The organism is Amycolatopsis sp. NPDC050768, from assembly GCF_040654155.1.
Lineage (GTDB): Bacteria > Actinomycetota > Actinomycetes > Mycobacteriales > Pseudonocardiaceae > Amycolatopsis.
Genome location: NZ_JBFAHL010000004.1, coordinates 397981 through 424195 on the forward strand (window position 1 = coordinate 397981; position 26215 = coordinate 424195).

Genomic DNA, 26215 nt, shown 5'->3' on the forward strand with positions numbered 1-26215 from the left:
GTTCCTTCGGGTTTCAGCCCCGGTTTCAGCCCGCGACGGTGAGGTAGATGAGCGCGATGTTGAGCGTGATGATCACGGCCGCGACGCACCACGCCAGCACGGTGGTGATCCGGCGGTTCACGTCGGTGCCCATGAGCTGCGCGTCCGACGTGAGACGGATCAGCGGCACGAGCGCGAACGGGATGCCGAACGACAGCACCACCTGCGACACCACCAGCGCCGCACTCGGGTCGGCGCCCAGCGCGAGCACCAGGATCGCCGGCGTGAGCGTGACGAGCCGGCGCACGAGGATCGGGAACTTCTTGCGCAGCAAGCCTTGCATGATCATCGCGCCCGCGTAGGCGCCGACCGACGTGGACGCGAGGCCCGAGGCCAGCAACCCGATCGCGAACAGCAGCGCCACCGTCGGGCCGAGCGCTGTGGCGACGGCTCCGTGCGCGCCCTCGATCGAGTCGACGCCGGGCAGGCCTTGCAGGTTCGTGGCGGCGAGCAGCAGCATGCCGAGGTTGACCGCGCCGGCGAGGAGCATCGCGAGGCCGACGTCGTAGCGGGTCGCACGAAGCAGGCGTCGCCGCTTCTCGGGCGCAGGCGTGCCGTGGCGGTCGCGGACGAGCCCGGAGTGCAGGTAGACCGCGTGCGGCATCACGGTGGCGCCGAGCATCGCGGCGGCGATCAGCACGCTGTCGGCGCCATCGAAGCGCGGCACGAGCCCGCTCGCGATCCCCGACGCCGAGGGCGGCTCCACGAACAGGCTCGCCAGGAAGCCTATGGCGATCACGGCGAGCAGACCCGTCACGACACGTTCGAACGGGCGCTGGCCGCCGCGGTCCTGCACCGCGAGCAACGTCAGCGACACGAAGCCGGTGATCAGGCCGCCGACCACGAGCGGCAGGTCGAACAGCAGGTTCAGCGCGATGGCGCCCCCGACGACCTCGGCCAGGTCCGTCGCCACGGCGACCACCTCGGCCTGCGCCCAGTACGCCAGCCGCGCCGAGCGCGGCAGCCGCTCGCGCAGCGCCTCGGGCAGCGAACGGCCCGTGACCAGGCCGAGCTTCGCCGACAGGTACTGCACCAGCACGGCCATCAGGTTCGCCGCGACGATCACCCACACCAGCAGGTACCCGAACCGCGCGCCCGCGCTGATGTTGGACGCGACGTTGCCCGGATCCACGTACGCCACGGCGGCGACGAACGCCGGACCGAGCAGAGCCGAGCCCGCACGCAGGCGGGCGAGCCGCCTGGGTCGGACCGCTTCCGCCACTGCCATCTCGTCGCCCTCCATCTATCGGGTGTCCCAACTCGAAGTTTAGGCACGCCGAACTTTCCAGGGCAAGGGTGTGCTCGGCCACCAGCCGGTTGGCCGTATCGGACAACGACGGCCCTCCGCCTTGCGGGCGGAGGGCCGTCGTCGTGAGTCTGCTCAGGCGGGCAGGCCGACCTCGTGGCCGGCGTCGCGGAACGCCTTCACCGCGCGGTCGAGCTCCGCGGCGCGCACGAGGATGTGGTCGGTGTCGAAAGTGGACAGTGAGAACAGCGCGACGCCGGCGGCAGCAAGTTCCGAGGCCAGCGCCGAGATCACGCCGGTGAGCGTGAACTCCAGCGGGCCGCGCACGCTCATCAGGCGCCAGCCGTGCTCGACGACGCCACCCGAGGGCTCGCGGCCCGTCGGGCAGATCACCGAAAGCTCCTCCGGCGTGCGGGTGACGGACACGAGCGCGGGCTCGGCGGGGTCGAGCAGGTCTGCGGGCACCGGTGCGTCGGCGGGCAGGCGCACCACCGAGTAATCGCCCGGGCGGACGTCGATCGCGAGTCGTTTCATCAGCCTTCGAGCACCTTCGGGCTCGAGGCGACCTCGGTGCCGTCGGGCAGGGTGGAGATGGTGAAGTCGGCGAACACGTTGCCCGCGGCCTTCTGCAGCTCCCGCAGGCACTCGATGGCCAGCGCGCGGATCTCGACGTCGGCGTGCTCGGTGGCGCGCATGGCCACGAAGTGGCGCCAGGCGCGGTAGTTGCCGGTGACGACGATGCGCGTCTCGGTGGCGTTCGGGAGCACGGAGCGAGCGGCCTGGCGAGCCTGCTTGCGGCGCAGCGTGGCGCTCGGCGCGTCGGCGAACTTCTCCTCGAGCCCGGCGAGCAGCTCGGTGTAGGCGTCGGCGCTCGCCTGCGCGGCCTTGAGGAACTTCTCGTGCAGTTCGGGGTCGTTCGCGATCACGTCGGGCTCGACGAAGGCCGCGTCACGCTCGGGAACGTAGCGCTGTGAGAGCTGCGAGTAGGAGAAGTGGCGGTGGCGGATGAGCTCGTGGGTGAGCGAGCGCGAGATGCCGGTGATGTAGAAGCTCACGGATCCGTGCTCCAGCACGGAAAGGTGGCCGACCTCGATGATGTGGTCGATGTACCCGGCGTTGGTGGCCGTCTTCGGATTCGGCTTCTTCCACGACTGGTAGCAGGCGCGCCCGGCGAACTCGGCCAGGGCCTGTCCCCCGTCGGCGTCCGTCGTCCACGGCACGTCCTCCGGCGGGAAGAACTCCGTTTTCGCGACCAGTTGCACTCTGGGCGACACGGTCTCGACCACGTCAGCACTCCCTCTCCGGCTTGCGGCTCCCGGCCCGCACTCTAACCGCTTGTGTGTTCGACACCGGCGTGACACCACTTGATGTCACGACGTCCTTGACTGACGTCACATGTGACGTCATAGTGGTGTCATGGACCTGACGCCGTACATCGCGAACCTTCGCGAAGACCTCGCGAACACGGCCTCCGCCGGGGACGAGCAGACCCGGCGCACGGCCGCTCTCCTTTCGTCCGCACTCGAACCCTCGGCCCGGCTCACGTTGATGAACGCGCTGGCCGACCTCGCCGCCGAGGTGACCGCCGCCCTGCCGGGCCAGGTCGTGGACGTCCGGCTCGACGGCCGCGACGTGCGCGTGGTCGTGACCGGCGCACCCGAGCCCGGCGAACCGGCCCGGACGGACCAGGCGCGCACGCCGCCCCCGCCCATCGACGGCGGAGACATCTCGCGCATCACGCTGCGGCTCGTGGAACAGATCAAGAGCCAGGCCGAGCAGGCGGCGGCCGCGCAGGGGGTCTCGCTCAACACGTTCGTCGCCCAGGCCGTGCAGGGGGCGCTCGGCCAGGCGCAGCACCACCAGCAGCGGCACCACCAGGGCGGCCGCTCGGAGACCAAGCTGCACGGCTGGGTCCAGAGCTAGAAGGCGGAAGCGACGATGAGTGAAGAAAATTCCAATCGGGACGAAGCCGCCGAGGAAGCCGTCGCTGGTGCGGCGGAGGAGGCTGTCGCCGCGGCTGACTTTGGTTCGTCCACTTCGGACGATCCGCTGGCGCGTTCACAGGAGTTCGAGGCCGACGGCCCGCTGGAGCTCGACGTCGGCGTGACGATCGGCCGCGTGGAGCTGGTGCTGGACCGCGAGTCCGGCGCGCGGGTCGACCTGCGGCACGACGTCGGCGAGCAGCCACCGTGGGTCAGTGGTGTGAACAACCTGCTGTCGTGGGTCGGCGAGCGCTTCGGCGACCAGCTGGGCGTGACCGCGGACGCCTCGCCGGCCGACGCGGTGCGCCAGGCGCGCATCGAGAAGACCGGCAACCGGCTCATGGTGCGGGCGGCGAAGGAGTGGCAGCTGCGGAACGTGCCGGTGGCCGTCACCGTGCACGCGCCGAAGGGCTCCCACGTGGAGGTCCGCGCCGGCGCCGCCGACGTCACGGTCACCGGCACCGCCGGGCGCGCCGACATCCTCACCGGCTCCGGCGAGGTCACCCTGGAACAGGCCGACGGCGCCGCCACCGTGCGCACCGGCACGGGCCGCGTGAAGCTCGGCCCGACGCCCGCCGGCCTCCAGCTGCGCACCGGCAGCGGCTCGGTGGAGGCGGCGTCCGTCTCGGGCTCCGCGACTCTCGCCACGGGCACCGGCAACGTCTGGCTCGGCTCCGTCGCGGGCGAAGTCATGGCCCGCACCGGCAGCGGCGACCTCTCCGTCGCCGAAGCGGCCTCCGGCTCGGTCGATCTGATCACCGGCTCCGGCGAAGTCCGCGTGGGCATCCGCCGCGGCGTCGCGGCCGAAGTCGAGCTCGCCTCGTCCGCGGGCCGCGTCCACAGCGAGCTGGACGTGTCCGACGTGCCGCCCGAAGCGGGCACCACCCTGCGCGTCCGCGCCCGCACCGGCACCGGCAACGCGGTGGTGACCCGCGCGGCCGGCTAAGGGGGAGGCGGCGGGCCGGACCGAGGCATCCGGTCCGGCCCGCCGCTTCGTATCCACAGCCTGTCCGGCACGAAACCCTTGTGCAGCAAGGAATTCTGGCTCGGTGAACGCGCTTTCGGCACACCAGGCACTCCGCCGCCGAACATCGACTTTCCCGCCAGGTGCCCAGCTCCCCTGCGGCAGGAATCCGCTCCGGCCCGCCACATCTCGCCGGACGGCAACTCCCGCGCGAGACCCTTGCCCGGCAACGCATTCAGGCCAGCTCGGCGCACCACCCGCGCCAAGAGCACCGCCATGCCCATGAAACCGGCTCTTCCGCCAGGGTGCACACCCGTGGTCAGGCGTGAGGCTTCGTGCGACACGCAGGCTCCGCCGCGCGAAGCACCCGCCCGGCAAGGCGTTCGAGTCTGACCCCCCGCAATACGCGTGACAACCGCACCACCAGGTCGCCAGGTCGCCGGAACCGGCCGTGCCGCCCGGTGAGCAGCGTCGGCGCCAGATATCCGCTCCGGCCCACCGCTTCTCGTCCGCCCACCTGTTCCGGCGCGAACTCCCTGCGCCGCAACGCGTTCAAGCGTCGCTCAGCGCACCGCGCGCGACAACGGCCCCGCCAGGTCACCGCGCGGGCCCACCGCCACGCCGTCCAACCCGAGCCACTGCGCCATGTGCGCCAGCTCCCCCGCCAGCTCGTCGGCGACCCGCGGCACGTCGGCGCCCTCCTCGGCGAAGGAGCCCTGCACGCGCAGCACGCCGGCGGCGCGGTCGGACTTGAGGTCCACGCGGGCGGCCAGCGAACCGTCGAGCAGGAACGGGAAGACGTAGTAGCCGTAGAGCCGCTTGGGTTCCGGCACGTAGATCTCGATGCGGTAGCGGAAGCCGAAGAGCCGCTCGGTGCGGGCGCGTTCCCAGATGAGCGGGTCGAACGGGCACAGCAGGGCCCGCCCGGTCACCGCGCGCGGGGTGCGAGCGGCCGTGTGCCGGTAGGCGATGCCGCGCCAGTCGCGGACCTGGACGGGTTCCAGGGTGCCCGCTTCGACCAGTTCGGCGACGGCCTGGCGCGCGACGTCCGGGCCGAGCCGGTAGTAGTCGCGCAGGTCGGTCTCCGTGGCCACGCCGAGAGCACGCGCGGAGCGGTCGATCAGGCCACGGGCACCCTCCTCGGCCGACACCTGCCGGGAAAGGATCTCCGGCGGCACCACGCGTTCGGTCAGGTCGTAGAGCCGCTCGAACGACCGGCGCGTGCCCGTGGACAGGCGGCCGAGGCCGAACAGGTACTCGCACGCCTTCTTCACCACCGAGCGTTCCCACCACGCGCCGGGCCCACGGCCGGCGACCTCCGCTTCGAGCACCTTCTCGATGGCGCCCGCGCCGATGGGGCCGTGTTCCTTGACGATGGCGAGCACGTCGTCGATCAGGCCCGGGACGGTGTCGACGACGCGGGTGTAGTTGCGCCACCAGCCGTCGCGTTTGGCGCCGGAGCGCAGGAGCGGCCAGTCTTCGACGGGCAGCAGGCTCGCTTCGTGAGCCCACGACTCGACGAGCATCCGCGGTTTGCGCGCGGTGCCGGTCCAGGCGGCGTCGTCGACGAGGGCCTGGTCGTAGGCGCCCAGGCGCGAGAACACGGGCATGTAGTGCGCGCGGACGGCGACGTTGACTGAGTCCAGCTGCAGCAGCTGGACACGCGAAAGCACCTTGGCCAGGTGCCGGCGGGTGGGCGGCGCGGCGGAGCGCGCGTCGGCGAACCCCTGCGCGGCCAGCGCCGTGCGGCGGGTCGCTTGAAGGCTGATCGTCTGCATGGTCGGTCCATCGTGCCAGCCGCCCCCGACAGTTTCCGCGACGGCGGGCGGTAGATTCCCCCGCGTGAGTGCCGCCGAAGTCCGTCCCGCGAGCCTGTCCGACGCCGCGGAGATCGCCCGCATCCAGCGCCTCACCTGGCGGGCGGCCTACACCGACCTGCTGGGCGCCGAGGCCATCGACGCGCTCGACGCCGCCGACCTCGAAGGCACGTGGGCCGAGACCATCGAGTTCCCCGCCACGCGGGTCTACCTCGCGGTGGAAGGCGAGTTCACCGTCGGCTACTGCGTGGCCGGCCCCGCGCCCGCCGACGAGATCGCCACCGCTGACGGCACCGCCCCGCCCGACGCCGCCACCACCGCGCTGATCGCGACGCTCGTCGTCGAGCCGCGCTGGGGCCGCCGCGGGCACGCCGGTCGGCTGCTCGGCACGGCCGCCGCCGACCTGCGCTCAGACGGGCTCGACCGCGGCGTCACGTGGGTCGCGCAGTCGGACCACCCGACGCTCGGGTTCTACCGGCGCGCGGGCTGGGCGCCCGACGGGACCGTGCGCACCCTCGACACGGGCCGCGGCACGTTGCGCGAAGTGCGCCTCACCGGCACGTTGCAGCTGGACCTCACGCACTGACGGCGGGCTCTTCGCGCTTCGCGAAGACGACCCAGCGCATCACCGAGTACATGAACACGCCCTCGCACGCCCCCGCGATCAGCCGCGACAGGTGATACTCCATGCCCAGTGCGGCGAGCCCGGCGCCGACGCCCAGCAGGAACGCCGCGTAGTTCACCCCGATCGCCACCACGTACAGCACCGCCTGGCGCCCGACGGGCGCGTGCGAGCGGAAGTTCAGCGCGCGGTTGAGCACGAAGCTGAGCGCGAACGCGAGTACGTAGGACGCGCTGATCGCCAACCACACCGGCCAGCCGAGGCTGCTGTGGAACACCGTCAGCAGCCCGAGGTCGACGCCGAACGTGAACCCGTTGATGATCACGAACCCGAGGAAGCTCGGCGCGACGAGACGCGAAAGCCCGAAGGGCAGGACTCGGACGACGGCCGCGCAGAACCCGGCGAAGCGATCGGCGAAGGGCACGTCGGTCACGCCCGAATGGTGGCAGGTGGAGGTGTCCTGAACCGAACGTCCAGGTGATCTTCTGGGGTCAGCACCCGCCGGAATAGGGGGGTTAGCCCCCGTGACCTTTTCGTGACGACTGCTAGCCTCGAATGACGAGGATCACTTCGGGCGGTTCACTTCAGGGGGGAGGCACGATGGGCTGGTTGCTCGTGACGCTCGGCGTCGCGTTCGGCTCGGCGATCGTGCCGGTCGTGAACGCGGAACTGTTCGTGGTCGGCCTCTGCGCCAGCCAGCACGACGTGCACTGGCTGTGGCTCGGCGCGGCCGTCGCCGTCGGCCAGATCGCCGGCAAGCTGCTGTACTACCTCGCCGCGCGCGGCTCCATCCGCCTCCCGCCGTTTTTGCACGATCGCCTCCACAACCGCCTCCACCGCGAACGCCTGCCCAGCGCCCGCCGCGACCGCTGGCACCGGCGCACCAAGGTGCTGCGCGCCAAGATCGAAGCCCTGCGCGAACGCTGCCAGCGCCACCCGCACTGGATGGCGGGCACCTACGGCGTCAGCTCGCTCATCGGCCTCCCGCCCTTCATGGCGACGAGCGTGCTCGCCGGCATGGTGCGGATGCGGCTGGTCACGTTCCTGGCCGCGGGGCTCGCGGGCCGCTGGGTGCGGTTCAGCCTGCTGGCGGCGTCGCCGGCGCTGCTCGCGGGCTGGATGCACTGAGCCACTCGGCGGCCGGGTCATCGCTGCATCGTCGACCCGCACGGACGCCGCGGAACGGCAACCCCTGTTCCGCGGCGACCCCTGCTTTTCAGCGGTCGGCGGCTTCCAGTTCCACTGCCTTGCGCATCGTCGCCCGGGCGCGGCGGCGGTCGCCCGCGATGTCGTAGGCGTAGGCGAGGCGGTACCACGCGCGCCAGTCCTCGGAGTTGGCCTGGACTTCCTCGCGGCGGGCGTCGAACCAGGTGTCGGCGGCGGTGCGGTCGACGCGGCCGGACGGGCGGCGCGGGAGGTCGGACACGTCGGGCAGCGCGCCCTCCGCGTCGAGGCGACGGGAGAGGCGCTGGATCTGCAGGCCGGAACGCCAGGTGGCCACCACGATCCACACGCCCAGCAGCGGCAGCACGAACACGCCCACGCCGAGCGCGATGCCCGCGGGCGAACCGGTGGCGAACAGCGCCACGGCCCGGTCCGCCAGCAGGACCAGGTACACGACCAGCGCGGCGGTCAGCAGCAGCGCGATGTTGCGGGCCCTCACAGGTCGAGCACGTTCTCCAGGCCGACCGTGAGGCCGGGGCGCGACACCACCGAACGCACACCCAGCAGCACCCCGGGCATGAACGACGTGCGGTCCAGCGAGTCGTGCCGGATGGTCAGGGTCTCCCCCTCGCCGCCGAACAGGATCTCCTCGTGCGCCACCAATCCCGGCAGGCGCACGGAGTGCACCGGAACCTCCGAAACCCGCGCCCCGCGGGCACCGTCCAGTTCGGACGTCGTGGCGTCCGGACCCGGTTCCAGGCCGGCGGCCCGGCGCGCCTCGCCGATCATGCGCGCGGTGTGCGAAGCGGTGCCCGACGGTGCGTCGGCCTTGCGGTTGTGGTGCAGCTCGATGATCTCGGCCGACGCGTAGAACCGCGCCGCCTGAGCCGCGAAGCGCATCGCCAGCACCGCGCCCAGCGCGAAGTTCGGCGCGACCAGTACGCCCAGCGAAGGCTTCCCGGCGAGCAGCGAACGCACCTCCGCCAGCCGCTCCTCGCTGAACCCGGTCGTGCCGACCACGGCGTGCAGGTCGTGCTCGATCAAGTACCGCAGGTTGTCCATCACGGCGTCGGGGTGGGTGAAGTCCACCACCACCTGGGCCTCGCCCAGCGGCGCGAAGTCGTCTCCGGCGTCGAGCGCGGCCACCAGCTTCAGGTCGGCGGCGCCTTCGACGGCGTTCACCACCGTCGCACCCATGCGGCCGCGCGCGCCCAGCACGCCGACGCGGATCAGGGAGTCGGTCATGACGCGATCACCTCGTGCAGATCGTCCGGCAGGTCGTCGGCGTGAGCGTACGGCCCCACGACCGCCGCCGACGACACCCCACCGGGGCGGCGCAGCAGAGTGCGAGCCAGCGCACACACCTCTTCGGTCGTCACCGCGTCCACCCGGGCCACGGTGTCGTCGACACCCAGGTAACGGCCGTAGTTCAGCTCGTTCTTGCCGATGCGCGACATGCGCGACGACGTGTCCTCCAGGCCCAGCACCAATCCGCCGCGCAGCTGCCCCTTGGCTCGCGCCACCTCGGCGTCGGTCAGCCCGTCGGCGGCGACGCCGTCGAGCACCTCGCGGATCACGCCCGCGACCTGCCCGAGCCGCTCCGGCTGGCAGCCCGCGTACACGGCCATGTGCCCGGTGTCGGCGTAGCTCGCCACCGACGAGTACACCTGGTAGGCGAGCCCGCGCCGCTCCCGGATCTCCTGGAACAGCCGCGAGCTCATGCCGCCGCCCAGCGCCGCGTTGAGCACCGACAGCGCGAAGCGGCGCTCGTCGTGGCGCGGCAGCGAGCGCATCCCGAGCATCACGTGGGCCTGCTCGGTGTCGTCGGTGTGCAGCGCCAGCTTCGGCACGGTCTGGATGCGCGCGCGGCCCGCCCGCGGCGGCACCGGGACGCCCGCGCCGTTGAGCCGATCACCCAAAGCCTTGCGCACCAGGCGAAGCACCTGGTTGTGCTCGATGTTCCCGGCGACCGCGAGCACCATCCGCGGCATCGTGTAGCGGCGCTTGTAGAAGCCGCGCAACGCCATGGGCGACATCTCCGTGATGGACTTCTCGGTGCCCAGCACCGGCCGGCCGAGCGGGTGCTCGCCGAGGATCGCGCCCACGAACGTCTCGTGCAGCAGGTCCTCGGGGTCGTCGTCGCGCATCGCGATCTCTTCGAGCACCACGCTGCGCTCGGTGTCCATGTCGCGGTCGGTGCACAGCGCCTCGAACACCACGTCGGTCACGAGGTCCATGGCCAGCGGCAGGTCGGCGTCGAGCACCTGCGCGTAGTAGCAGGTGTGTTCCTTGGCCGTGAACGCGTTGAACTCACCGCCGACGGCGTCGATCTCCTCGGCGATCTGCGTAGCGTCCCGGTTGGCGGTTCCCTTGAACAGCAGGTGTTCCAGGTAGTGCGCGGCCCCCGCGACGGCGAGCGGCTCGTCGCGCGAACCGACGCCGACCCACAACCCCACCGTGGCCGAGCGCGACGCCGGGACGTACTCGGTGATCACCCGCAGGCCGCCGGGGAGCACGCTCCGCCTGACGATCGCACCGTCCGGAGTGGACTCGAGCGTGCGGGTGCTGCCGACGGGCTGCTCGTGCCCGGAAACCTGCCGTGCCATGGGTTCCTTACTCACGATGCCGTGAAGGCCTCCTCGCGCCGTTTCCGCGAGGAGGCCTTCGACGGGAGAGCTGTGCTGATGAGCACCGATCCGGCCACAGCCACGGCGGGAACGGTCACCAGACAGGGCAACGTCCAGTTGGGTACCCGCCTACTTTTGGCCGGATCGGTGATCACTGTGCTGATGAGCACCGATCCGGCCACAGCCACGGCGGGAACGGTCACCAGACAGGGCAACGTCCAGTTCGGTACCCGCCTACTTTTGGCCGGATCGGTGCTGCTTTCCTCCAGACCGTGCCTTACTTGGCTTCGGCGTTCTCCGCGTCAGCGTTGTCGGCGCCCTCGGCCGGGGCCGCGTCCTCTTCCTTGACCACGATCAGGCTGATCTTGCCGCGGTTGTCGATGTCGGCGATCTCGACGCGGAGCTTGTCGCCCACGTTGACCACGTCCTCGACCTTGGCGATCCGCTTGCCGTTGCCCAGCTTCGAGATGTGGACGAGCCCATCCTTGCCCGGCAGCAGCGAGACGAACGCGCCGAACGCGGCCGTCTTCACCACGGTGCCGAGGAAGCGCTCGCCGACCTTCGGCAGCTGCGGGTTGGCGATGGCGTTGATCATGTCGATCGCCGACTCGGCCGACGGGCCATCGGCCGCGCCCACGTAGATCGTGCCGTCGTCCTCGATGGAGATGTCGGCACCGGTCTGCTCGGTGATCGAGTTGATCATCTTGCCCTTCGGGCCGATGACCTCGCCGATCTTGTCCACCGGGATCTTCACGCTGGTGACGCGCGGGGCGAACGGGCTCATCTCGTCCGGGCCGTCGATCGCCTCGGCGATGACCTCCAGGATGGTGAGACGAGCGTCCTTCGCCTGCTTCAGCGCGGCCGCGAGGACCTCCGACGGGATGCCGTCGAGCTTCGTGTCGAGCTGCAGCGCGGTGATGATGTCCTTGGTGCCGGCGACCTTGAAGTCCATGTCGCCCATGGCGTCCTCGGCACCGAGGATGTCGGTCAGCGCGACGTAGCGCGTCTCGCCGTCGACCTCGTCCGAGATCAGGCCCATCGCGATGCCCGCGACCGGCGCCTTCAGCGGCACGCCGGCGTTGTACAGACCCATGGTGGACGCGCAGACCGAGCCCATCGAGGTCGAGCCGTTGGAGCCCAGCGCCTCGGAGACCTGGCGAATCGCGTACGGGAACTCGTCCCGCTTCGGCAGCACCGGCACGAGGGCGCGCTCGGCGAGCATGCCGTGGCCGATCTCGCGCCGCTTCGGCGAACCGACGCGGCCGGTCTCACCGGTGGAGAACGGCGGGAAGTTGTAGTGGTGCATGTAGCGCTTGTGCGTCTCCGGGGACAGCGAGTCGATCTGCTGCTCCAGGCGAAGCATGTTCAGCGTGGTGACGCCCAGGATCTGCGTTTCTCCACGCTCAAAGAGCGCCGAACCGTGCGCCCGCGGGATCACGGCGACCTCGGCCGCGAGCGACCGGATGTCGGTGAGGCCACGGCCGTCCATGCGGATCTTGTCCGTGAGGACGCGCTTGCGCATGACCTTCTTGGACAGCGCCTTGAACGCGGCGCCGATCTCCTTCTCGCGGCCCTCGAAGGCTTCGCCCTCGCCGATGCCCACCTTCTCCAGCACCGCGGCCTTGACCTGGTCGGTCGCGGCGTCGCGGTCCTGCTTGCCGGCGATCTGGAGCGCGTTCGCCAGATCGTCGGTCGCGATCGCGGCGACGGCGTCGAAGGCGTCCTGCTCGTAGGCCAGGAAGACCGGGAACTCGCCGGTCGGCTTGGCGGCGACGTCGGCCAGCTTCTGCTGGGCCTCGCACAGCACCTTGATGAACGGCTTGGCGGCCTCGAGGCCCTCGGCGACCGAGACCTCGTCCGGCGCCTTGCCGCCGTCGGCGATCAGGTCGAGCGTGTTCTCGGTGCCCTCGGCCTCGACCATCATGATCGCGACGTCGTCACCGACGATGCGACCGGCGACGACCATGTTGAAGGTCGCCTTCGCGAGCTGCGACCAGGTCGGGAACGCGACCCACTGGTCCTCGATCAGGGCGACGCGGACGCCGCCGACCGGGCCCGAGAACGGCAGGCCGGCGATCTGGGTCGACGCCGATGCGGCATTGATGGCCAGCACGTCGTAGGGGTCGTCCGGGTTGAGGCTCTGGACGGTGATGACGACCTGGATCTCATTGCGGAGACCGTCGGTGAACGACGGGCGCAGCGGCCGGTCGATCAGGCGGCAGGTCAGGATCGCGTCGGTCGAGGGACGGCCCTCGCGGCGGAAGAACGCGCCGGGGATGCGGCCGGCCGCGTACATGCGCTCCTCGACGTCCACCGTCAGCGGGAAGAAGTCGAAGTGGTCCTTCGGGTGCTTCGACGCCGTGGTGGCCGAGAGCAGCATGGTCTCTTCGTCGAGGTACGCGACGACGGAGCCGGCGGCCTGCTTGGCCAGGCGGCCCGTCTCGAAACGCACGGTGCGGGTGCCGAACCGGCCGTTGTCGATCACGGCTTCGGTCTCGTGCACGGTGACTCCGGTGGAGTCGGTCATAGGGTGTATCTCCTCTTTTGTGCTACGTCCGGCGCGAGTCTCCCACCCTGGGACCCGGTTCGCCCGCGGACGCTCGAGGAATGAGGCCGGTCTTCGATCGAAGTCTCCGGGTCTTCTCACCCGGAAACCACTACCGAGGACCGGCGGACGGATCCTCCAGCGCGCTCGCGCCGCTTCTTTTCTTCTGTTCTGGCACCGAGGGGGAGCGACCGGACCGGTCACTCCCCCTCGGGTCACACTATCGGCGCAGGCCGAGCCGCTGGATCAGCGACCGGTAGCGCTCGATGTCCACCTTCATCACGTAGTTCAGCAGCCGGCGGCGACGGCCGACCAGCAGCAGGAGCCCGCGACGCGAGTGGTGGTCGTGCTTGTGAGCCTTGAGGTGCTCGGTGAGGCCGACGATGCGCTTGGTCAGCAGCGCGACCTGGGCCTCGGGGGATCCGGTGTCCGAGTCGTGCACGCCGTACTCGGTCAGGATCGACTTCTTCTCATCGGTGGACAGCGCCACTGGTGTTGCTCCTCATGAAATCGGTGCCGTGGGGCCCGTACCGCGCTGCGCGGCCGGGTAGTCGGTCTCGGCCGCCACGGACTGCAGCCGGACCCGGTTGTCAAGGTTACCAGCCGTGTGATCAGTGCCTTCAGTCGCGGTTCACGTTCCGGCGGCGCTCAGCGGGAACGTCCGCAGCTCCCGGTAGCGCGGGCCGACCGTGCCGGCACTGGCCATGAGCACCACCTCGCCGGCGGTCCACTTACGACTGGAGAACCCGGCTAGCCGCCGCGTCCAAGGTTCGGCCGCGCCCCGGCGTTCACGCGGGTACCGCGCCAGCGTGAGGTGCGCCTGGTAGGGACGCTCCTCCTGGTCCGCGCCGGCCGCTTCCGCGAGCCGCGTCAGCCCATCCCCCACGACGCCCAACCACAGCACGCCGGGAAATGTTCCCGGGCCGGTCAGCCGGACGTCGACGGCCGGGCGGCCGGCCAGTGCGGGGACGAGTTCGGCCGTCCGTTCGTCCGGGTCTGCTTCGCCGTAGTACGCGAGCGTGACGTGCCAGTCCTCCGGCGCCGACCAGCGCAGGCCGGGGCCGGGTTCGCCGAGGGACTCGCCCAGAGACAGCGCCACGGCGGCCACGACGTCGGCCGGCGGGCGCAGCGCGGTGAACAGTCGCACGGGTCTAGTGGCTGGCCCCGGCGCGGCGCAGGAGCTCGGCGAGGATCGGGAAGTCGTCGTCGAGGCGCTTCGCGGCCTCGGTGAGGTCCTCCTCCTCGGCGACCTCGCGCAGCGCGGCGAGCACGAGCCGCTCGTCGGAACCCACCGGGATGTTGTCGCGCCCGACCGTGGGCCGCGAGTCGCGCACGTCCTCCAGCGCCGCCTGCATCGCGTCGCGGTTGCCCGCCGCGACCTCGGGCACGAGGATCTTGCGCTCCAGCATGATCATGCGGGCCAGCACCACGGGGTTGCCGATCTTGGCGCGCCGGCCGCTCATCACCTGGCTGAGCATGGGGGCGCTGATGCCGAGGACCTCCGCGAGGAACGCCTGCGAGATGTCGAAAGCGACGACCAGTCTGCGCACCCGATCACCCAGTGGTTCGCCGTACCACTCCCGCTGCAGCGCGACGTTCCGCTGGACGATCTTGTGGTCCTCCACCAGTTCCGCTCCCCTTGGTCCCCTCGTCCGGCCGGACCGGCGTGTCCGGACCGTTTCACCCGCCCGTGAGCATCTTGCCACCGGACCCGTACCCGGGCGGCCGGAACCGCCCATTCCGCCCCCTGCCGGACCCCGTCCGGGGGAACGACCTCAGTCTTCGGCGCCCAGCGCCTCGCGGGTGCGCGCCACGTCGTCGTCGATCCGCACCACGAGCTCCTCGGACCGGCTGAACCGCTCCTGGTCGCGCAGCCGCGTGACGAAGTCCAGGGCCACGTGCTGGCCGTAGAAGTCCTCGTCGACGTCGAGCACGAACGCCTCGACCGTGCGCTCACGGCCCGAGAACGTCGGGTTCGTGCCCACCGACACCGCGGCGCGCAGCCGCCGGCCCGGGTCCGACGGGCGGGTGAACCACGCCGTGTAGACGCCGTCGGCGGGCACCGCGGCGAACCGCGGCGTCGACAGGTTCGCGGTCGGGTAGCCGAGGTCGTGGCCCCGGCCGTCGCCGCGCACGACGATGCCCTCGAGCCGGTGCGGGCGCCCGAGCGCGTCGGCCGCGGCGACCACGTCGCCGGCGTCGATGCACGAGCGCACGTAGGTGGAGGAGAAGGTGATGTCGTTGGCGATGCGGTCGTCGGCGAGCGAACGGCCCTGCAGCTCCGCGCCGTAGGCCACGAAGCCGAAGCGGCTGCCGAGCTTGCGCAGCAGCGTCACGTCGCCCGCGGCCTTGGCGCCGAACGTGAAGTTGTCGCCCACCAGCACGGCGGCGGCGTGCAGCCGGTCCACCAGCACCTCGTGCACGAACTCGTGCGGCGACAGGCGCGAGAGCTCGAGAGTGAAAGGCAGCACGGCGAACACGTCGACGCCCAGCTCCTCCACGAGCTCGGCCTTGCGCCGCAAGGTGGTCAGCTGCGCCGGGTGGCTGCCCGGGCGCAGGACCTCCGACGGGTGCGGGTCGAACGTGAGCACCACGCTCGGCACGCCGCGTTCGGCCGCCGCCCGCACCGTGCGCGAGATGAGCACCTGGTGCCCGCGGTGCACGCCGTCGAACACGCCGATGGTGACCACGCACCGTCCCCAGCCACTCGGGAGGTCCCCGAGGCCACGCCACCGCTGCACTGTCGTCAACTCTCCCCGCGCCGGTCTCTCGCCCAACCGCGACCCACCCTATGCGGGCAGCAGGACCACCACCGACCGGGCCACACCCTCCGTGTCGGCGGCCAGGGCGAGCACGCGGCCGTCGGGTGCGAAGAGGCCGTAGGTCCCGTCGATGCCGGCCGCCGGGATGGCCCGGCCGTGGCGCACGGCCTGCGCTTCGGTGGCGTCGACGTCGCGGCGCGGGAAGGCCGCGGCTACGGCGGCGTCGAGGTCCAGCGACAGCTCGGGCGTCTCCTCGAGCTGGTCGAGCGTGCGCGCGCGGGCGAGGGTGAAGGGCCCGACCGTGGTGCGCCGCAACGCGAGCAGGTGCCCGCCGACGCCGAGCCCCGCGCCGAGGTCGCGGGCCAGCGCGCGCACGTAGGTGCCTGAGGAGCACTCGACCACGGCGTCGAGCTCGATCCGGTCGTCCTCGCGGCGCGTGGCCAGCACGTCGAAGCGGTAGACGGTGACGGGCCGCGGCGGGAGCACCACGTCCTCCCCCGCGCGCACCCGAGCGTAGGCCCGCTTGCCGTCGATCTTCACGGCGCTGACGGCGCTGGGCACCTGCTGGATGTCGCCGGTGAGCTCGGCGACGCCGGCCGCGAGCTGCTCGTCGGTGATCTTCGCGACCACCGCCGGGTCGCCCTCGGTGAGCACCTCGCCCTCGGCGTCGTCGGTGGTGGTGGAGCTGCCCAGCGACAGCGTCGCGAGGTAGGTCTTGCGATCGAGCGCCAGGTGGCCCAGCAGCTTGGTGGCACGCTCGATGCCGAGCACGAGCACGCCGGTGGCCATCGGGTCGAGCGTGCCGGCGTGGCCGACCTTGCGGGTGCCCATGATCCGACGCGCCCTGGCGACGACGTCGTGCGAGGTCATTCCGGCCGGTTTGTCGACGATGAGCAGACCGGGCGGCGGAGCGGGGCGGCGCGGTTCTTTCGGGCGAGACACGGGCCGAACCCTATCGAGACGGCCGGTTCGGACCGGCGAGCACCTCTCAGGCGGCGACGGCCGCGGGTTCGGCCGGCACCTCGCCGTCCCAGCGCCGGCGCGTGAGCCGCACCGGCACGTCCTCGCCACGGGCTTCGGCGGCGAACACGTGGGCCCTGGCGCGGCGCCACCACACGAGCATCCGCCACGTGCCCAGCGCGAGCACGACCACGATGCTCAGCAGGGACACGCGGAAGTTCCCGCCCGTCCACTGCAGCAGAATGCCGACCACGAGCGAGGTGACCGTGGTCGCGACGAACCCGGCGACGTTCACCAGGCCGGTCGCCGTGCCGACGCGCTCGATCGGGTTGTAGTCCCGCGCCAGCGCGAAGCCGATCATCGACACCGGGCCGCCGAGCGACAGCAGCGCGAACGCGGGCCCGAGCACGCCGAGCGGGAGGTGCCCGTTCCAGCCGAGCAGCACGGCCCACGTGACGGCGGCGGTGCCGAGGTACCCGCCGACGATCGGCATCCGCAGCTCCGGGTGACGGCTGATGACCGTGCCCAGCACCGGGCCGCCGGCCAGCGAGCCGAACACGAACACGGTCAGCATCGCGCTCGCCGTGGCGGCCGGGATTCCTTGGCCCTCCACGAGAAACGGGACGCCCCACAACAGCGTGAGCACGTTGGGCGCGAACATCGTGCTGAAGTGCGTCCAGAACCCGAGCCGGGTGCCGGGCACGCGCCACGCGGCGCGGATCTGGCGCGCGAGCAGCGCCGGGTGCACCGGCTTGCGCTCGGGCTCGGGGACGCCGAGCGGGGTGTCGCGCACGCGCAGCACCACCGGCACCGCGACCAGGAGTGTGAGCGCGCCGACCGAGACGAACGTGACCGTCCACCCGGGACCGGCGAGCAGCAGCGTGAGCGGCACCGTGGCGGCGAGGTTGCCGATGTAGCCGACTGCGGAAGTGAAGGACGTGATCAACGCGTACTGCCGCGCCGGGAAGTGGGCGGCGATCAGGCGCAGCACGCTGACGAACGTCAGCGCGTCGCCCAGGCCGAGCACGCCGCGGGCGAGCAGGCCGACGCCGTAGCTTTCGGCGAGGCCGAGCAGCAGCTGCCCGGTGCCCAGGATGAGCACGGCGGCGGTGAGCACACGGCGCGGGCCGTAGCGGTCGACGAGCACGCCGGTGGGGATCTGCATGGCGGCGTAGACCCCCACCTGCAGCACGGTGAACGTGCCGAGCGCCGCGGCGCCGACGCCGAACCGGTCCGCCGCTTCCAGGCCCGCGACTCCGAACGAGGTGCGGTGGAACACGGCGAGCAGATACACGAAGACGGCGGTGAGCCAGATGAGCCAGGACCGGACGGTGGCGCGGCCGGGCGACAAGGTTTCCTCCTGCGGGTAGCGGTCGTCGGGGAAGGACGACGACACTGCCGCCTCGATTGTTGTATCGCCTCAGCAAGCTCGAAACATAGCCGTTATCTCGGTGGGATACACCACATCACCCGATCACCGCAGCGCCACTTGACCTGCGACTCCCACCACTGTGTCGCCGCCCACCCACACTTCGCCGCCCGCGCGCTCGACGTGCACGCGCCCGCGCCGGCCGAGCCGGGTGCCCTGCGCGGCCACGTAGGACTCCGGCGCGCGGCCCGAACCGATGAGCCATTGGCCGATCGCGGCGTTGAGGCTGCCGGTCACCGGGTCCTCGACCAGGCCCGTGAAGGCCCGGACCTCGAACGCCGTGGGCGATCCGGCCGGGTGCGGTCCGACGACGCCGACCTTGTACTTCCCGAGCGCCGCGACGTCGCGTTCGACCGCGAGGACCGCCTCGGCGTCGGTGAGGAGCACGGCGAGCCAGCCGGGGCCGTTGTCGGCCCACCGCGCGTCGACGACGTCGCTCTCGGCCAGGTGCAGGGCCTTCCGGACGGCGGCGAGGTCCTCGGGCGCGACGGGGCCGCCGCGCGTGAGCGGCGGCGCGGCGAAGGCGAGCCGCTCGCCGGTGCGCCGCACGCGGACCAGGCCGGCGCCGCACTCCTGCACGAGGTCCTCGCCCTTCGGCGTGCCGCCGGCTTCGAGCCACGCGCGGGCCGAGCCGAGCGTGGGATGCCCGGCGAAGGGCAGCTCGCGCTCGACGGTGAAGATCCGTACGTGGTAGTCGGCCTCGGCGCTCGTCGGCGGGAGCAGGAACGTGGTCTCGCTGAGGTTGGTCCACCGTGCGAACGCGGCCATCTTGTCGTCGGAGAGGCCCTCGGCGTCGTGCACCACGGCGAGTGCGTTGCCGAGGGTGAGCTCATCGGTGAAGACGTCGACCTGGCTGAAGCGCATGGCTCCACCTTGGCACGGCGTTCAGGCGCCGCGGATGGCCCCGACCACCGCCCAGCGGCCGGAGCGCCAGCGGATCAGCACGGCGGCCAGGCGGAACACCATGAACAGCGACAGACCCGTCCAGATGCCCGTGAGCCCCCAGCCGAACGCGAGCGACAGCCAGATCAGCGGCAGGAAGCCCAGCCCCGCGCTGACGAGCGTGGCGGTACGCAGGAACGCGGCGTCGCCGGCGCCCAGCAGCACGCCGTCGAGCGCGAACACCACACCCGCGATCGGTTGCAGCGCCACGAAGAACCACCACGCGTGCGGGATCTCCGCGAGCACCCCCGGGTCCGAGGTGAACGCGTGCGGCAGCGTGCTCCACAACGCGCCGAAGAGCACACACAGGACGCAGCCGAGCACCAACCCGTACGCGACGATCTGGTTCGCGACCCCGCGCGCCTGCCGCGCGGCTCCCCCGCCCAGGGCCGCGCCGACGAGCGACTGCGCGGCGATCGCGACGGAGTCGAGCACGAGCGAGAGGAACGTCCACAGCTGCAGCACGACCTGGTGCGCGCCGACCGCCTCGGTCGACGTCCGCGCCGCCACGGCGGCCGCCGAGACGAAGCACGCCTGGAACGCGAGGCTGCGCAGCACGAGGTCGCGGCCCAGGCTCAGCTGCGCGCGCATCACGCCGAAGTCCGGCCGCAGCGGCACGCGCTCGCGCACCAGCGCCGCGAAGAACAGCGACGCCGAGACCACCTGGGCCACCACGTTGGCGATCGCCGAGCCCTCCAGGCCGAGCCCCGCGGCGTAGACGAGCACCGGGCACAGCACGGCCGAGATGCCGTTGCCCGCCAGCACGTACCGCAGCGGGCGCGCCGCGTCCTGCACGCCGCGCATCCAGCCGTTGCCGGCCATGGTGACCAGGATCAGCGGCGCCCCGAACAGCGCGATCCGCAACCACGACACGGCCGCCGCCGCGATCTCGTCGCTGCCCGACAGCGCGCGGGCGATCGGCCCGGCCAGCAGCTGACCCGCCACCAGCAGCACCAGCCCCACCAGCACCGCGAGCCACGTGGCCTGGACGCCTTCGCTCACCGCGTCGCGCCGCCGCCCGGCGCCGTGCAGCCGCGCGGTGCGCGAGGTCGTGCCGTAGGAGAGGAACGTGAGCTGCGTGGAGATCTGCGACAGCACCACCCCGCCCAGCGCCAGCCCCGCCAGCGGCAACGCGCCCAGGTGCCCGACCACCGCGGTGTCCACCAGCACGTACAACGGCTCCGCCGCCAGCACCCCCAGCGCGGGCACGGCAAGCCCCAGCACGCGGCGCGCGGGGATCCGGTCTTCGGAGGTCACGGGCGGGGCAGGCGGGGCTTCGTCAGGCACCCGGGGAGCGTAACGACCGCCGCCGACATTCCGGACGTCAAGCGCGCAGGATCACCGGCAGGGAGGCCAACCCGCGGCTGCGGAACGACGAGCGCCACTCTGGGTCGCCCGCCAGGGCCATCGCAGGGAAGCGGCGCAGCAGGGTGTCGAAGCCGATCTCCAGCTCGAGGCGGGCCAGGGGTGCGCCGAGGCAGTAGTGGGGGCCGTGGCCGAAGGCGAGGTGGGGGTTGTCCGGGCGGTCGGCGTCGAAGGTGTCCGGGTCTTCGAACACCGTGTCGTCGCGGTGGGCGGAGGCGAGGGCGAGCAGGACGGTGTCGCCGGCGGGGATCTTGGTGTCACCGATTTCGAGGTCCTGCAGGGGAAATCGGCGGATGGCGAGCTGGACCGGGGACGCGTGGCGCAGGATTTCGTCCACAATGGACACCGAGGACCCGGCCGGCGCCGACCGCGGTGCCGGGCGGGTGAGCAGCTCGTGCAGGCCGTTGCCCAGCACGTGGACCACGGTCTCGTACCCCGCGAGCAGCAGGAGGAACGCGGCGCTGAGCAGTTCGTCGTCGGTGAGGTCCGGGGCGACGACGCTGAGCAGGTCCTCCCCCGGCTCCGCGCGCTTGGCCGCGATGAGCTCGGTGAGGAACCCGAACAGCGACCGCATGGCGTCCCGCGCGACCGCGGCGTTCGTCGACATCAGGACGGCGTCGGTCCACGTGCGGACGACGGCGACGTCCGCGGGGGCGACGCCGAGCAGCACGCAGATCACCGTGATCGGCAGCGGCACGGCGTAGCCGGCCATCAGGTCGGCCTCGGCCGGGAGCGCGTCGGCGAGCTCCTCGGCGATGCGCGTGACCTCCGGCCGCAGCGCCTCGACGCGCCGTGGCGTGAAGGCGCGCCCCAGGAGCCGGCGCAGGCGGGTGTGCTCCGGCGCGTCGAGGTTGAGCAGGTTCTTGTCGAGCGCGGGCGGCAGCGCGAGGCCCCGGTAGCCGCCCGACGAGTGGGCCTTGTCCAGCGACAGCCGCGGATCGCCGAGGCCGGCTTTGACCTCGGCGTAGCGCGTGACCAGCCAGATCGGCGCGCCGTCGGGTGACTCCGCTCGGTGCACGGGGCCGGCGGCGCGCAGCCGGGCGTACGCGCACACCGGGTCGGCCAGGAACTCGTCGTCGAACCGGACGGGTTCAGGCACTCCGGTCCCCCAGCAGCGGCGCCCGGCCGAGCGCGGCCCGCAGCCGCGCCAGCACGTCGTCCGACGTGCCCTCCATCGTGCAGCCCGCGGCCATCCGGTGCCCGCCGCCGCCGAACTCCGAGGCCACCGCCGACACGTCGACCCTGCCCGCGGACCGCAGCGAGACCGTCCACACGGAACCCCGCGAGTCGGGCGCGAACTCCTTCAGTACCCCCGCGACGCCGGCTTCACGCGTCGCGCGCACCACGTCGATCACCGACTCGACCTCTTCCGGCCGCACGCTCGCCGCCACGGCCGAGCGCACCACGGCGTGCACGAACCCGAAGCCCTGCGCGGCTTCCGGCTCCAGCTCCGCTTCGGACAGCACGGCCGAGAGCATCGGCAGCCACGCGAACGGGTGGTCGTCCACGATCCGCCGCGCCACCTCCGTCGGGTCGACGCCGGCCTCCAGCAGGCGCGCGGCGATCCGGTGCGTTTCGGGGCGGGCGCGGCGGAAACCGCTGGTGTCCGTGACGATCCCCGCGTACAGGCAGCGCGCGGCCGGCTCGTCCAGCTCGACGCCCATCGCCTCGACGATCTGCGCGACGAGCACCGCGGTCGCCTCGGTGGCCTCGTCGACCACGTGGTGCGTGCCGTAGAACGCGTTGGTGGCGTGGTGGTCCACCACCAGCACGGCGCCGCCGGCGGAGCGGACGGCGTCGACGCGCGAGGCGAGCCGACCCAGCCGCGCCGGCACCGGCGTGTCGAGAGCGACCAGCAGCTGCTCCGACGCGGGCAGATCGTCGGGCTTGGTGAGCAGCCCGTCGACGTCGAGCCAGGTCAGGGTCTCGGGGGCGTCGTCGGGCTCGCCGAAGGACACCCGCACGCGGGCGCCGCGCAAGTGCAGCACGTGGCCGAGGGCCAGTGCGCTGCCGAGTGCGTCGGCGTCCGGGCGCACGTGGCCCAGCAGCGTCACGTCGGTGGCCCCGGCGAGCAGGGCGGCGGCGGCTTCGATGTCCTGCGCCAAAGTAGCTGTCACAGTGCGTCACGCTACGCTCTGCGGGATGCCTGAGTATGCGATTCTCGTTCACCCGTCCGCCAACCGGGTCTACGCCGCCTCGTCGCCCGCGCTGCTGCGGGCCGAGCTGGCGGTGTTCGGCGCGGCCGGGCTTTCCGCCGAGCTGTCGGACGCCGAGGAGGTTGAACTCGGCGGCGTGGGCTACGTCAAGTTCGCGACGCCGGAGCCGCTGACCGAACCGGACGTCGCGCTGCTGTCCAACCTGTCCTCGCTCTACGCCCTGTTCGAGCTGGGCGACGGCGTGCTGCGCCCCGTCCTGGTGCGGCCACTGGAGAAGACGGACTCGGACCTGCTCACGATCCAGAAGTACGCGGGCAAGACCAATGAGCAGTTCACGAAGCTGCTGCTCAACGTCACCCTGCTCGCCACCGTCGACCCGACCGGATGGCTCGAGCGCCCGCGGACGCTGCTCGACCCGCTGTGCGGGCGCGGCACCACGCTGAACCAGGCCGTGATGTACGGCTTCGACGCCACCGGTCTCGACGTGGACGGCAAGGATTTCGAGGCCTACGAGCAGTTCCTCAAGACCTGGCTGCGCACCAAGCGGGTGAAGCACACCGCCGACTCCGGGCAGCTGCGGCGCAACAAGGTCCGCCTCGGGCGCCGCCTCGACGTCGAGTACGCGTTCGACAAGGACGACTACAAGGGCGGCCAGACGCGCCGGCTCACCTACTTCAACGCCGACACCCTCACCACCGACGAACTGCTGCGCGCGAACTCCGTGGACGTGATCGTGACCGACGCCCCGTACGGCGTGCAGCACGGCAGCCACCGCACGCAGGACGCGAGCCTCGCGCGCAGCCCGCGCGACCTGCTGGCGGCGGCCGTTCCCGTGTGGACGCGCGTGCTCCGCCCGGGCGGGGCGCTCGGGATCTCCTGGAACCTCAACGTCCTCCCGCGCGAAGAGCTCGTCGCGGTGCTCTCACGGGCCGGCCTCGACGTGCGCGAGGGCGGGCCGTACGAGGAGTTCGCCCACCGCGTGGACCAGGCGATCGAGCGGGACCTCGTGGTGGCGGCGAAACCGGCCTGAGACGTCGTTTGTGGTCAGAGCCCGAGGAGCTTGCGCGCGTTGCCTTCCGCGATCTTCTCGTGCACCTCGCGGTCGAGGTCCAGCGCGTCGAACCACGCGGCGGCCTCGCCCATCGACTCGAACGGGTAGTCGGCTGAGAACAGCACGCGGTCGGCCCCGACCTCGTTGATCGTGAACGCCAGCTCGGGCGTGGCGAAGTTGCCGCTCGTGGTGAGGTGGAAGTTCTCGCGCAGGTGCTCGCGCAAGGGTTTGTGCGCCGGGATGCCCGCGGGCTTGACCTTGAGCCGGTGGTCGGTGCGCCAGATGTTGAACGGCAGCAGCTCGCCCAGGTGCCCGAGGATCACCTGCACGCCCGGGTGTTCGTCGAACAGGCCACTGGCCATGAGCCGCAACGCGTGCGTGCCGGTTTCGATCGAGAATCCCCACGCCGAGCCGTAGAGCCACGGGTGGCCTTCGAGCATCCGGCTGTCACGCGGCAGCGGGTCGCGCGGGTGCAGGTACACGGGCACGCCCAGGTCTTCGACGGCCGCCCAGAACTGCCGGTACCGCGGCTCGTCCAGGTAGGCGATCCGGTCACCGTCCACTTCGGAGAACCCGTTCACCAGCGCGCCCTTGAACCCCAGCTCGGTCACGGCGCGGCGCAGCTCGACGACGGCTTCTTCGGGATCCTGCAACGGAAGCGCGGCGAACGCGGCGAAGCGATCCGGCCTCAGCTGCACGTGCCGCGCGGCCACGTCGTTGGTGCGGCGCGCCCAGTCCACGGACTGCGCACGGTCGGACAGCCCCTGGATTCCGGGCGCCAGCAGGGAAAGCACGACGATCTCGATGCCGGCCGCGTCCATCAGCTTCAGGCGCTCGTCCTGGATGTCCAGCAACTGGCGGCGGTGCGGCGGCCACGTCTGCTCGGTGAAGTGTTCGCGCGATTGCTCGACGATGTCGGGGTCACCGGTGCCGAAGTGTTCCTCGAGGGCGATCTTGCGGACCATGCTGCGCCTCCTCTTGGTTCAGTGGTCTGAACATAGCATGCTATGAACTCCGGTGATCTAATCTTTCCGGGTGACCGTGCCCTCCGGGTCCTCCGAGCCCGCCGACACCGCCGTCGACCGCTTCGCCGACGCCTGCAACGCGCTCTACTCGGCCATGCGCACCAACCGCGCCCGCCTCGACGCGCAGGCCGCGGCCGCCTCCGCCCTCAGCGACTCGCAGGCCCAGCTCGTGACTCCCCTGGCCCGGCTCGGCGCCATGACCATCGGCGAGCTCGCGCAGGAGGCGAAGCTCGCCCAGCCCACCGTCACGCGCTCGGTGAAGGCCCTGGAGTCCGCCGGCCTCGTGCGCCGCACCCCGCACGCCCACGACGACCGCCGTGTCGTCGTCGACCTCACCGACCGCGGCCGCGCCCACTGGGACCGCGCCCGCACCCGCCTGCGCGACAACCAGCGCGCGGCGTGGGACCTGCTGCCTGACGACCTGCGGCCCCAGGCGCTGGAACTGCTGAAGGCGCTGACCGACGCCGTGACCGCCACTCGGCCGGCGGACTGACCGGACGAAAAACCGCCGGCCCTGAACGTTGTGCGTTCAGGGCCGGCGGCCTGGTGGGCGGGGTAGCCGCGGGCGGCGTACCCAGCGGGGCGGAGCGCCCGGAGGAGGTGGCGACGAACGGCGCGGCGCCACCGAACAGCGCGCCGCGTCGTGGGACGTCGGGGATCCTCCGGAGCGGTTCAGCCTCGGGTCTCCTCTTCGGCTTCGATTTCGGTGTCGGCGAGGTCGTCGTCGTCTTCGCGCGGCGCCTTGTACGGGTCGGCTTCGCCGGCGTGCTGGGCGCCGGTGGCCTGGCGGGCCACCTCGGCGTCGGCCTCGCGGGCCTTGGCGAGCAGTTCCTCGATGCGGCGTGCGTCGTCGGGGATGCTGTCGGCCACGAAGGCGAGGGTCGGGGTGTAGCGGACTCCGGTGCCCTGCCCGACTTTGGTGCGCAGCACACCACGCGCGGACTCGAGGGCCGCCGCGGCGCCGGCGAAGTCCGGCTCCGAGTTGAGGCTTTCGCCGAGCACCGTGTAGTACACCGTGGCGTCGTGCAGGTCCGCGGTGATCTTGGTGTCCGTGATGGTCACGGCACCGAGCCGCGGATCCTTGACGTCGTGCTCGATCGCCGACGCCACGATCTGCGAGATCCGCTTGGCGAGCTTGCGAGCCCGAGCAGGATCGGCCATGGGAGGTGTCTCCTTCTGAAATGTTCTCCGGTCTAGTCGTCCGGACCCAGCAGCCGGCGGTGTGCCGACAGCAGGACGAACTCCGGTCGCGAGGCCACGAACCGCTCGCACGAGTCGAGCACGTCCCGGACGTGCTCGCCACCCGCGGCGACCACGGCCACCCCGATCAGGGCTCGCCGGTGCAGGTCGAGGTGACCGGCTTCGGACACCGAGACGGCGAAGCGCTTGCGCACCTCCGCCACGACCGGCTTGATCACGGATCGCTTCTGCTTCAACGAGTGAATGTCATCGAGCAGGATGTCGAGCTCGAGAGCTCCGACGTACATAGGCAGCGAAGTTGTGCCGCAAGGAACCGGGT

28 protein-coding genes are annotated in these 26215 nt (G+C 71.7%); 6 read left to right on the forward strand and 22 right to left on the reverse strand.

Going from position 1 to position 26215, the window contains the following annotated elements; translation table 11 throughout:
• Nucleotides 1-25 precede the first annotated feature (25 nt).
• The 3 genes from AB0H62_RS14990 to thyX all read right to left on the reverse strand — a co-directional run bounded on the left by AB0H62_RS14990 (nucleotide 26) and on the right by thyX (nucleotide 2571).
• Nucleotides 26-1267 (reverse strand): Nramp family divalent metal transporter, encoded by a 1242-nt coding sequence (locus AB0H62_RS14990; protein ID WP_220242283.1) that lies wholly within the window; start codon nucleotides 1265-1267, stop codon nucleotides 26-28.
• Between the two features lie 153 nt (nucleotides 1268-1420).
• A complete protein-coding gene (locus tag AB0H62_RS14995; RefSeq protein WP_220242284.1) occupies nucleotides 1421-1819 on the reverse strand; it encodes an ACT domain-containing protein in 399 nt (132 codons plus the stop codon).
• Nucleotides 1819-2571: an FAD-dependent thymidylate synthase gene (gene thyX / locus AB0H62_RS15000; RefSeq protein WP_220242285.1), complete on the reverse strand. Its 753-nt coding sequence runs from the start codon at nucleotides 2569-2571 to the stop codon at nucleotides 1819-1821. The genes AB0H62_RS14995 and thyX overlap by 1 nt, the downstream gene beginning before the upstream one ends.
• Before the next feature lie 130 nt (nucleotides 2572-2701).
• Between thyX and AB0H62_RS15005 the strand changes: the two genes are divergently transcribed.
• A complete protein-coding gene (locus tag AB0H62_RS15005) occupies nucleotides 2702-3208 on the forward strand; it encodes a toxin-antitoxin system HicB family antitoxin (protein ID WP_220242286.1) in 507 nt (168 codons plus the stop codon).
• A gap of 15 nt (nucleotides 3209-3223) precedes the next feature.
• On the forward strand, nucleotides 3224-4213 hold the full coding sequence (locus AB0H62_RS15010) for a DUF4097 family beta strand repeat-containing protein (protein ID WP_220242287.1): 990 nt from the start codon (nucleotides 3224-3226) through the stop codon (nucleotides 4211-4213).
• Nucleotides 4214-4794: 581 nt separating this feature from the next.
• Here AB0H62_RS15010 and AB0H62_RS15015 read toward each other — a convergent pair.
• A complete protein-coding gene (locus tag AB0H62_RS15015) occupies nucleotides 4795-6009 on the reverse strand; it encodes a crosslink repair DNA glycosylase YcaQ family protein (RefSeq protein ID WP_360586449.1) in 1215 nt (404 codons plus the stop codon).
• A 64-nt stretch (nucleotides 6010-6073) separates the two neighbouring features.
• On the opposite strand from AB0H62_RS15015, the gene AB0H62_RS15020 reads away from it, so the two are divergent.
• Entirely contained in the window at nucleotides 6074-6634 is a 561-nt protein-coding gene (locus AB0H62_RS15020; protein ID WP_220242289.1) for a GNAT family N-acetyltransferase, read from the forward strand.
• Here the strand turns inward: AB0H62_RS15020 and AB0H62_RS15025 are convergent.
• The gene (locus AB0H62_RS15025) at nucleotides 6624-7103 is read right to left on the reverse strand and encodes a GtrA family protein (RefSeq protein ID WP_360586452.1); all 480 of its coding nucleotides are present in this window, start codon (nucleotides 7101-7103) and stop codon (nucleotides 6624-6626) included. The two genes, AB0H62_RS15020 and AB0H62_RS15025, sit on opposite strands and share 11 nt — an antisense overlap.
• A gap of 167 nt (nucleotides 7104-7270) precedes the next feature.
• On the opposite strand from AB0H62_RS15025, the gene AB0H62_RS15030 reads away from it, so the two are divergent.
• Entirely contained in the window at nucleotides 7271-7798 is a 528-nt protein-coding gene (locus AB0H62_RS15030) for a hypothetical protein (protein ID WP_220242291.1), read from the forward strand.
• 88 nt (nucleotides 7799-7886) lie between these two features.
• Here AB0H62_RS15030 and AB0H62_RS15035 read toward each other — a convergent pair whose 3' ends face one another.
• The 14 genes from AB0H62_RS15035 to AB0H62_RS15100 form a co-directional block, all read right to left on the reverse strand.
• The gene (locus tag AB0H62_RS15035) at nucleotides 7887-8333 is read right to left on the reverse strand and encodes a tetratricopeptide repeat protein (RefSeq protein WP_220242292.1); all 447 of its coding nucleotides are present in this window, start codon (nucleotides 8331-8333) and stop codon (nucleotides 7887-7889) included.
• A complete protein-coding gene (gene dapB / locus AB0H62_RS15040; protein ID WP_220242293.1) occupies nucleotides 8330-9079 on the reverse strand; it encodes a 4-hydroxy-tetrahydrodipicolinate reductase in 750 nt (249 codons plus the stop codon). The genes AB0H62_RS15035 and dapB overlap by 4 nt, the downstream gene beginning before the upstream one ends.
• Nucleotides 9076-10440, reverse strand: a complete 1365-nt coding sequence (locus tag AB0H62_RS15045; RefSeq protein WP_360586656.1) for a pitrilysin family protein — start codon at nucleotides 10438-10440, stop codon at nucleotides 9076-9078. The genes dapB and AB0H62_RS15045 overlap by 4 nt, the downstream gene beginning before the upstream one ends.
• A gap of 298 nt (nucleotides 10441-10738) precedes the next feature.
• Nucleotides 10739-12988, reverse strand: a complete 2250-nt coding sequence (locus tag AB0H62_RS15050) for a polyribonucleotide nucleotidyltransferase (protein WP_220242295.1) — start codon at nucleotides 12986-12988, stop codon at nucleotides 10739-10741.
• Nucleotides 12989-13226: 238 nt separating this feature from the next.
• Nucleotides 13227-13496, reverse strand: a complete 270-nt coding sequence (gene rpsO, locus AB0H62_RS15055; RefSeq protein ID WP_220242296.1) for a 30S ribosomal protein S15 — start codon at nucleotides 13494-13496, stop codon at nucleotides 13227-13229.
• A gap of 141 nt (nucleotides 13497-13637) precedes the next feature.
• Entirely contained in the window at nucleotides 13638-14153 is a 516-nt protein-coding gene (gene thpR / locus AB0H62_RS15060) for an RNA 2',3'-cyclic phosphodiesterase (protein WP_360586455.1), read from the reverse strand.
• 4 nt (nucleotides 14154-14157) lie between these two features.
• A complete protein-coding gene (locus tag AB0H62_RS15065; RefSeq protein WP_220242298.1) occupies nucleotides 14158-14631 on the reverse strand; it encodes a helix-turn-helix transcriptional regulator in 474 nt (157 codons plus the stop codon).
• 150 nt (nucleotides 14632-14781) lie between these two features.
• Nucleotides 14782-15747, reverse strand: a complete 966-nt coding sequence (locus tag AB0H62_RS15070) for a bifunctional riboflavin kinase/FAD synthetase (protein ID WP_354870079.1) — start codon at nucleotides 15745-15747, stop codon at nucleotides 14782-14784.
• A gap of 48 nt (nucleotides 15748-15795) precedes the next feature.
• Nucleotides 15796-16710 (reverse strand): tRNA pseudouridine(55) synthase TruB, encoded by a 915-nt coding sequence (truB, locus tag AB0H62_RS15075; RefSeq protein ID WP_360586457.1) that lies wholly within the window; start codon nucleotides 16708-16710, stop codon nucleotides 15796-15798.
• 46 nt (nucleotides 16711-16756) lie between these two features.
• Nucleotides 16757-18079: an MFS transporter gene (locus AB0H62_RS15080; RefSeq protein WP_220246904.1), complete on the reverse strand. Its 1323-nt coding sequence runs from the start codon at nucleotides 18077-18079 to the stop codon at nucleotides 16757-16759.
• Nucleotides 18080-18202: 123 nt separating this feature from the next.
• Nucleotides 18203-19021 (reverse strand): PhzF family phenazine biosynthesis protein, encoded by an 819-nt coding sequence (locus AB0H62_RS15085; RefSeq protein ID WP_360586459.1) that lies wholly within the window; start codon nucleotides 19019-19021, stop codon nucleotides 18203-18205.
• A 21-nt stretch (nucleotides 19022-19042) separates the two neighbouring features.
• Nucleotides 19043-20356 (reverse strand): MATE family efflux transporter, encoded by a 1314-nt coding sequence (locus tag AB0H62_RS15090; RefSeq protein ID WP_220246905.1) that lies wholly within the window; start codon nucleotides 20354-20356, stop codon nucleotides 19043-19045.
• Between the two features lie 67 nt (nucleotides 20357-20423).
• Nucleotides 20424-21563 carry a cytochrome P450 gene (locus AB0H62_RS15095; protein ID WP_360586461.1) on the reverse strand — a complete coding sequence of 380 codons (1140 nt, stop codon included), beginning with the start codon at nucleotides 21561-21563 and terminating at the stop codon, nucleotides 20424-20426.
• Complete coding sequence (locus AB0H62_RS15100) at nucleotides 21556-22581, reverse strand: bifunctional oligoribonuclease/PAP phosphatase NrnA (protein WP_220242302.1); 1026 nt, start codon at nucleotides 22579-22581, stop codon at nucleotides 21556-21558. Before AB0H62_RS15100 ends, AB0H62_RS15095 begins: the two co-directional genes overlap by 8 nt.
• Before the next feature lie 25 nt (nucleotides 22582-22606).
• On the opposite strand from AB0H62_RS15100, the gene AB0H62_RS15105 reads away from it, so the two are divergent.
• Nucleotides 22607-23650, forward strand: a complete 1044-nt coding sequence (locus tag AB0H62_RS15105) for an SAM-dependent methyltransferase (RefSeq protein ID WP_360586463.1) — start codon at nucleotides 22607-22609, stop codon at nucleotides 23648-23650.
• A 14-nt stretch (nucleotides 23651-23664) separates the two neighbouring features.
• On the opposite strand, the gene AB0H62_RS15110 is transcribed toward AB0H62_RS15105, so the two are convergent.
• Entirely contained in the window at nucleotides 23665-24636 is a 972-nt protein-coding gene (locus AB0H62_RS15110; protein WP_360586465.1) for an amidohydrolase family protein, read from the reverse strand.
• Between the two features lie 70 nt (nucleotides 24637-24706).
• On the opposite strand from AB0H62_RS15110, the gene AB0H62_RS15115 reads away from it, so the two are divergent.
• Complete coding sequence (locus AB0H62_RS15115) at nucleotides 24707-25189, forward strand: MarR family transcriptional regulator (RefSeq protein ID WP_220242305.1); 483 nt, start codon at nucleotides 24707-24709, stop codon at nucleotides 25187-25189.
• A 179-nt stretch (nucleotides 25190-25368) separates the two neighbouring features.
• Here the strand turns inward: AB0H62_RS15115 and rbfA are convergent, their stop codons facing one another.
• Together rbfA and AB0H62_RS15125 are read right to left on the reverse strand one after the other, a co-directional pair.
• The gene (gene rbfA / locus AB0H62_RS15120; protein WP_360586468.1) at nucleotides 25369-25857 is read right to left on the reverse strand and encodes a 30S ribosome-binding factor RbfA; all 489 of its coding nucleotides are present in this window, start codon (nucleotides 25855-25857) and stop codon (nucleotides 25369-25371) included.
• 32 nt (nucleotides 25858-25889) lie between these two features.
• Complete coding sequence (locus AB0H62_RS15125; protein ID WP_220242307.1) at nucleotides 25890-26183, reverse strand: DUF503 domain-containing protein; 294 nt, start codon at nucleotides 26181-26183, stop codon at nucleotides 25890-25892.
• Between the last annotated feature and the right edge of the window lie 32 nt (nucleotides 26184-26215).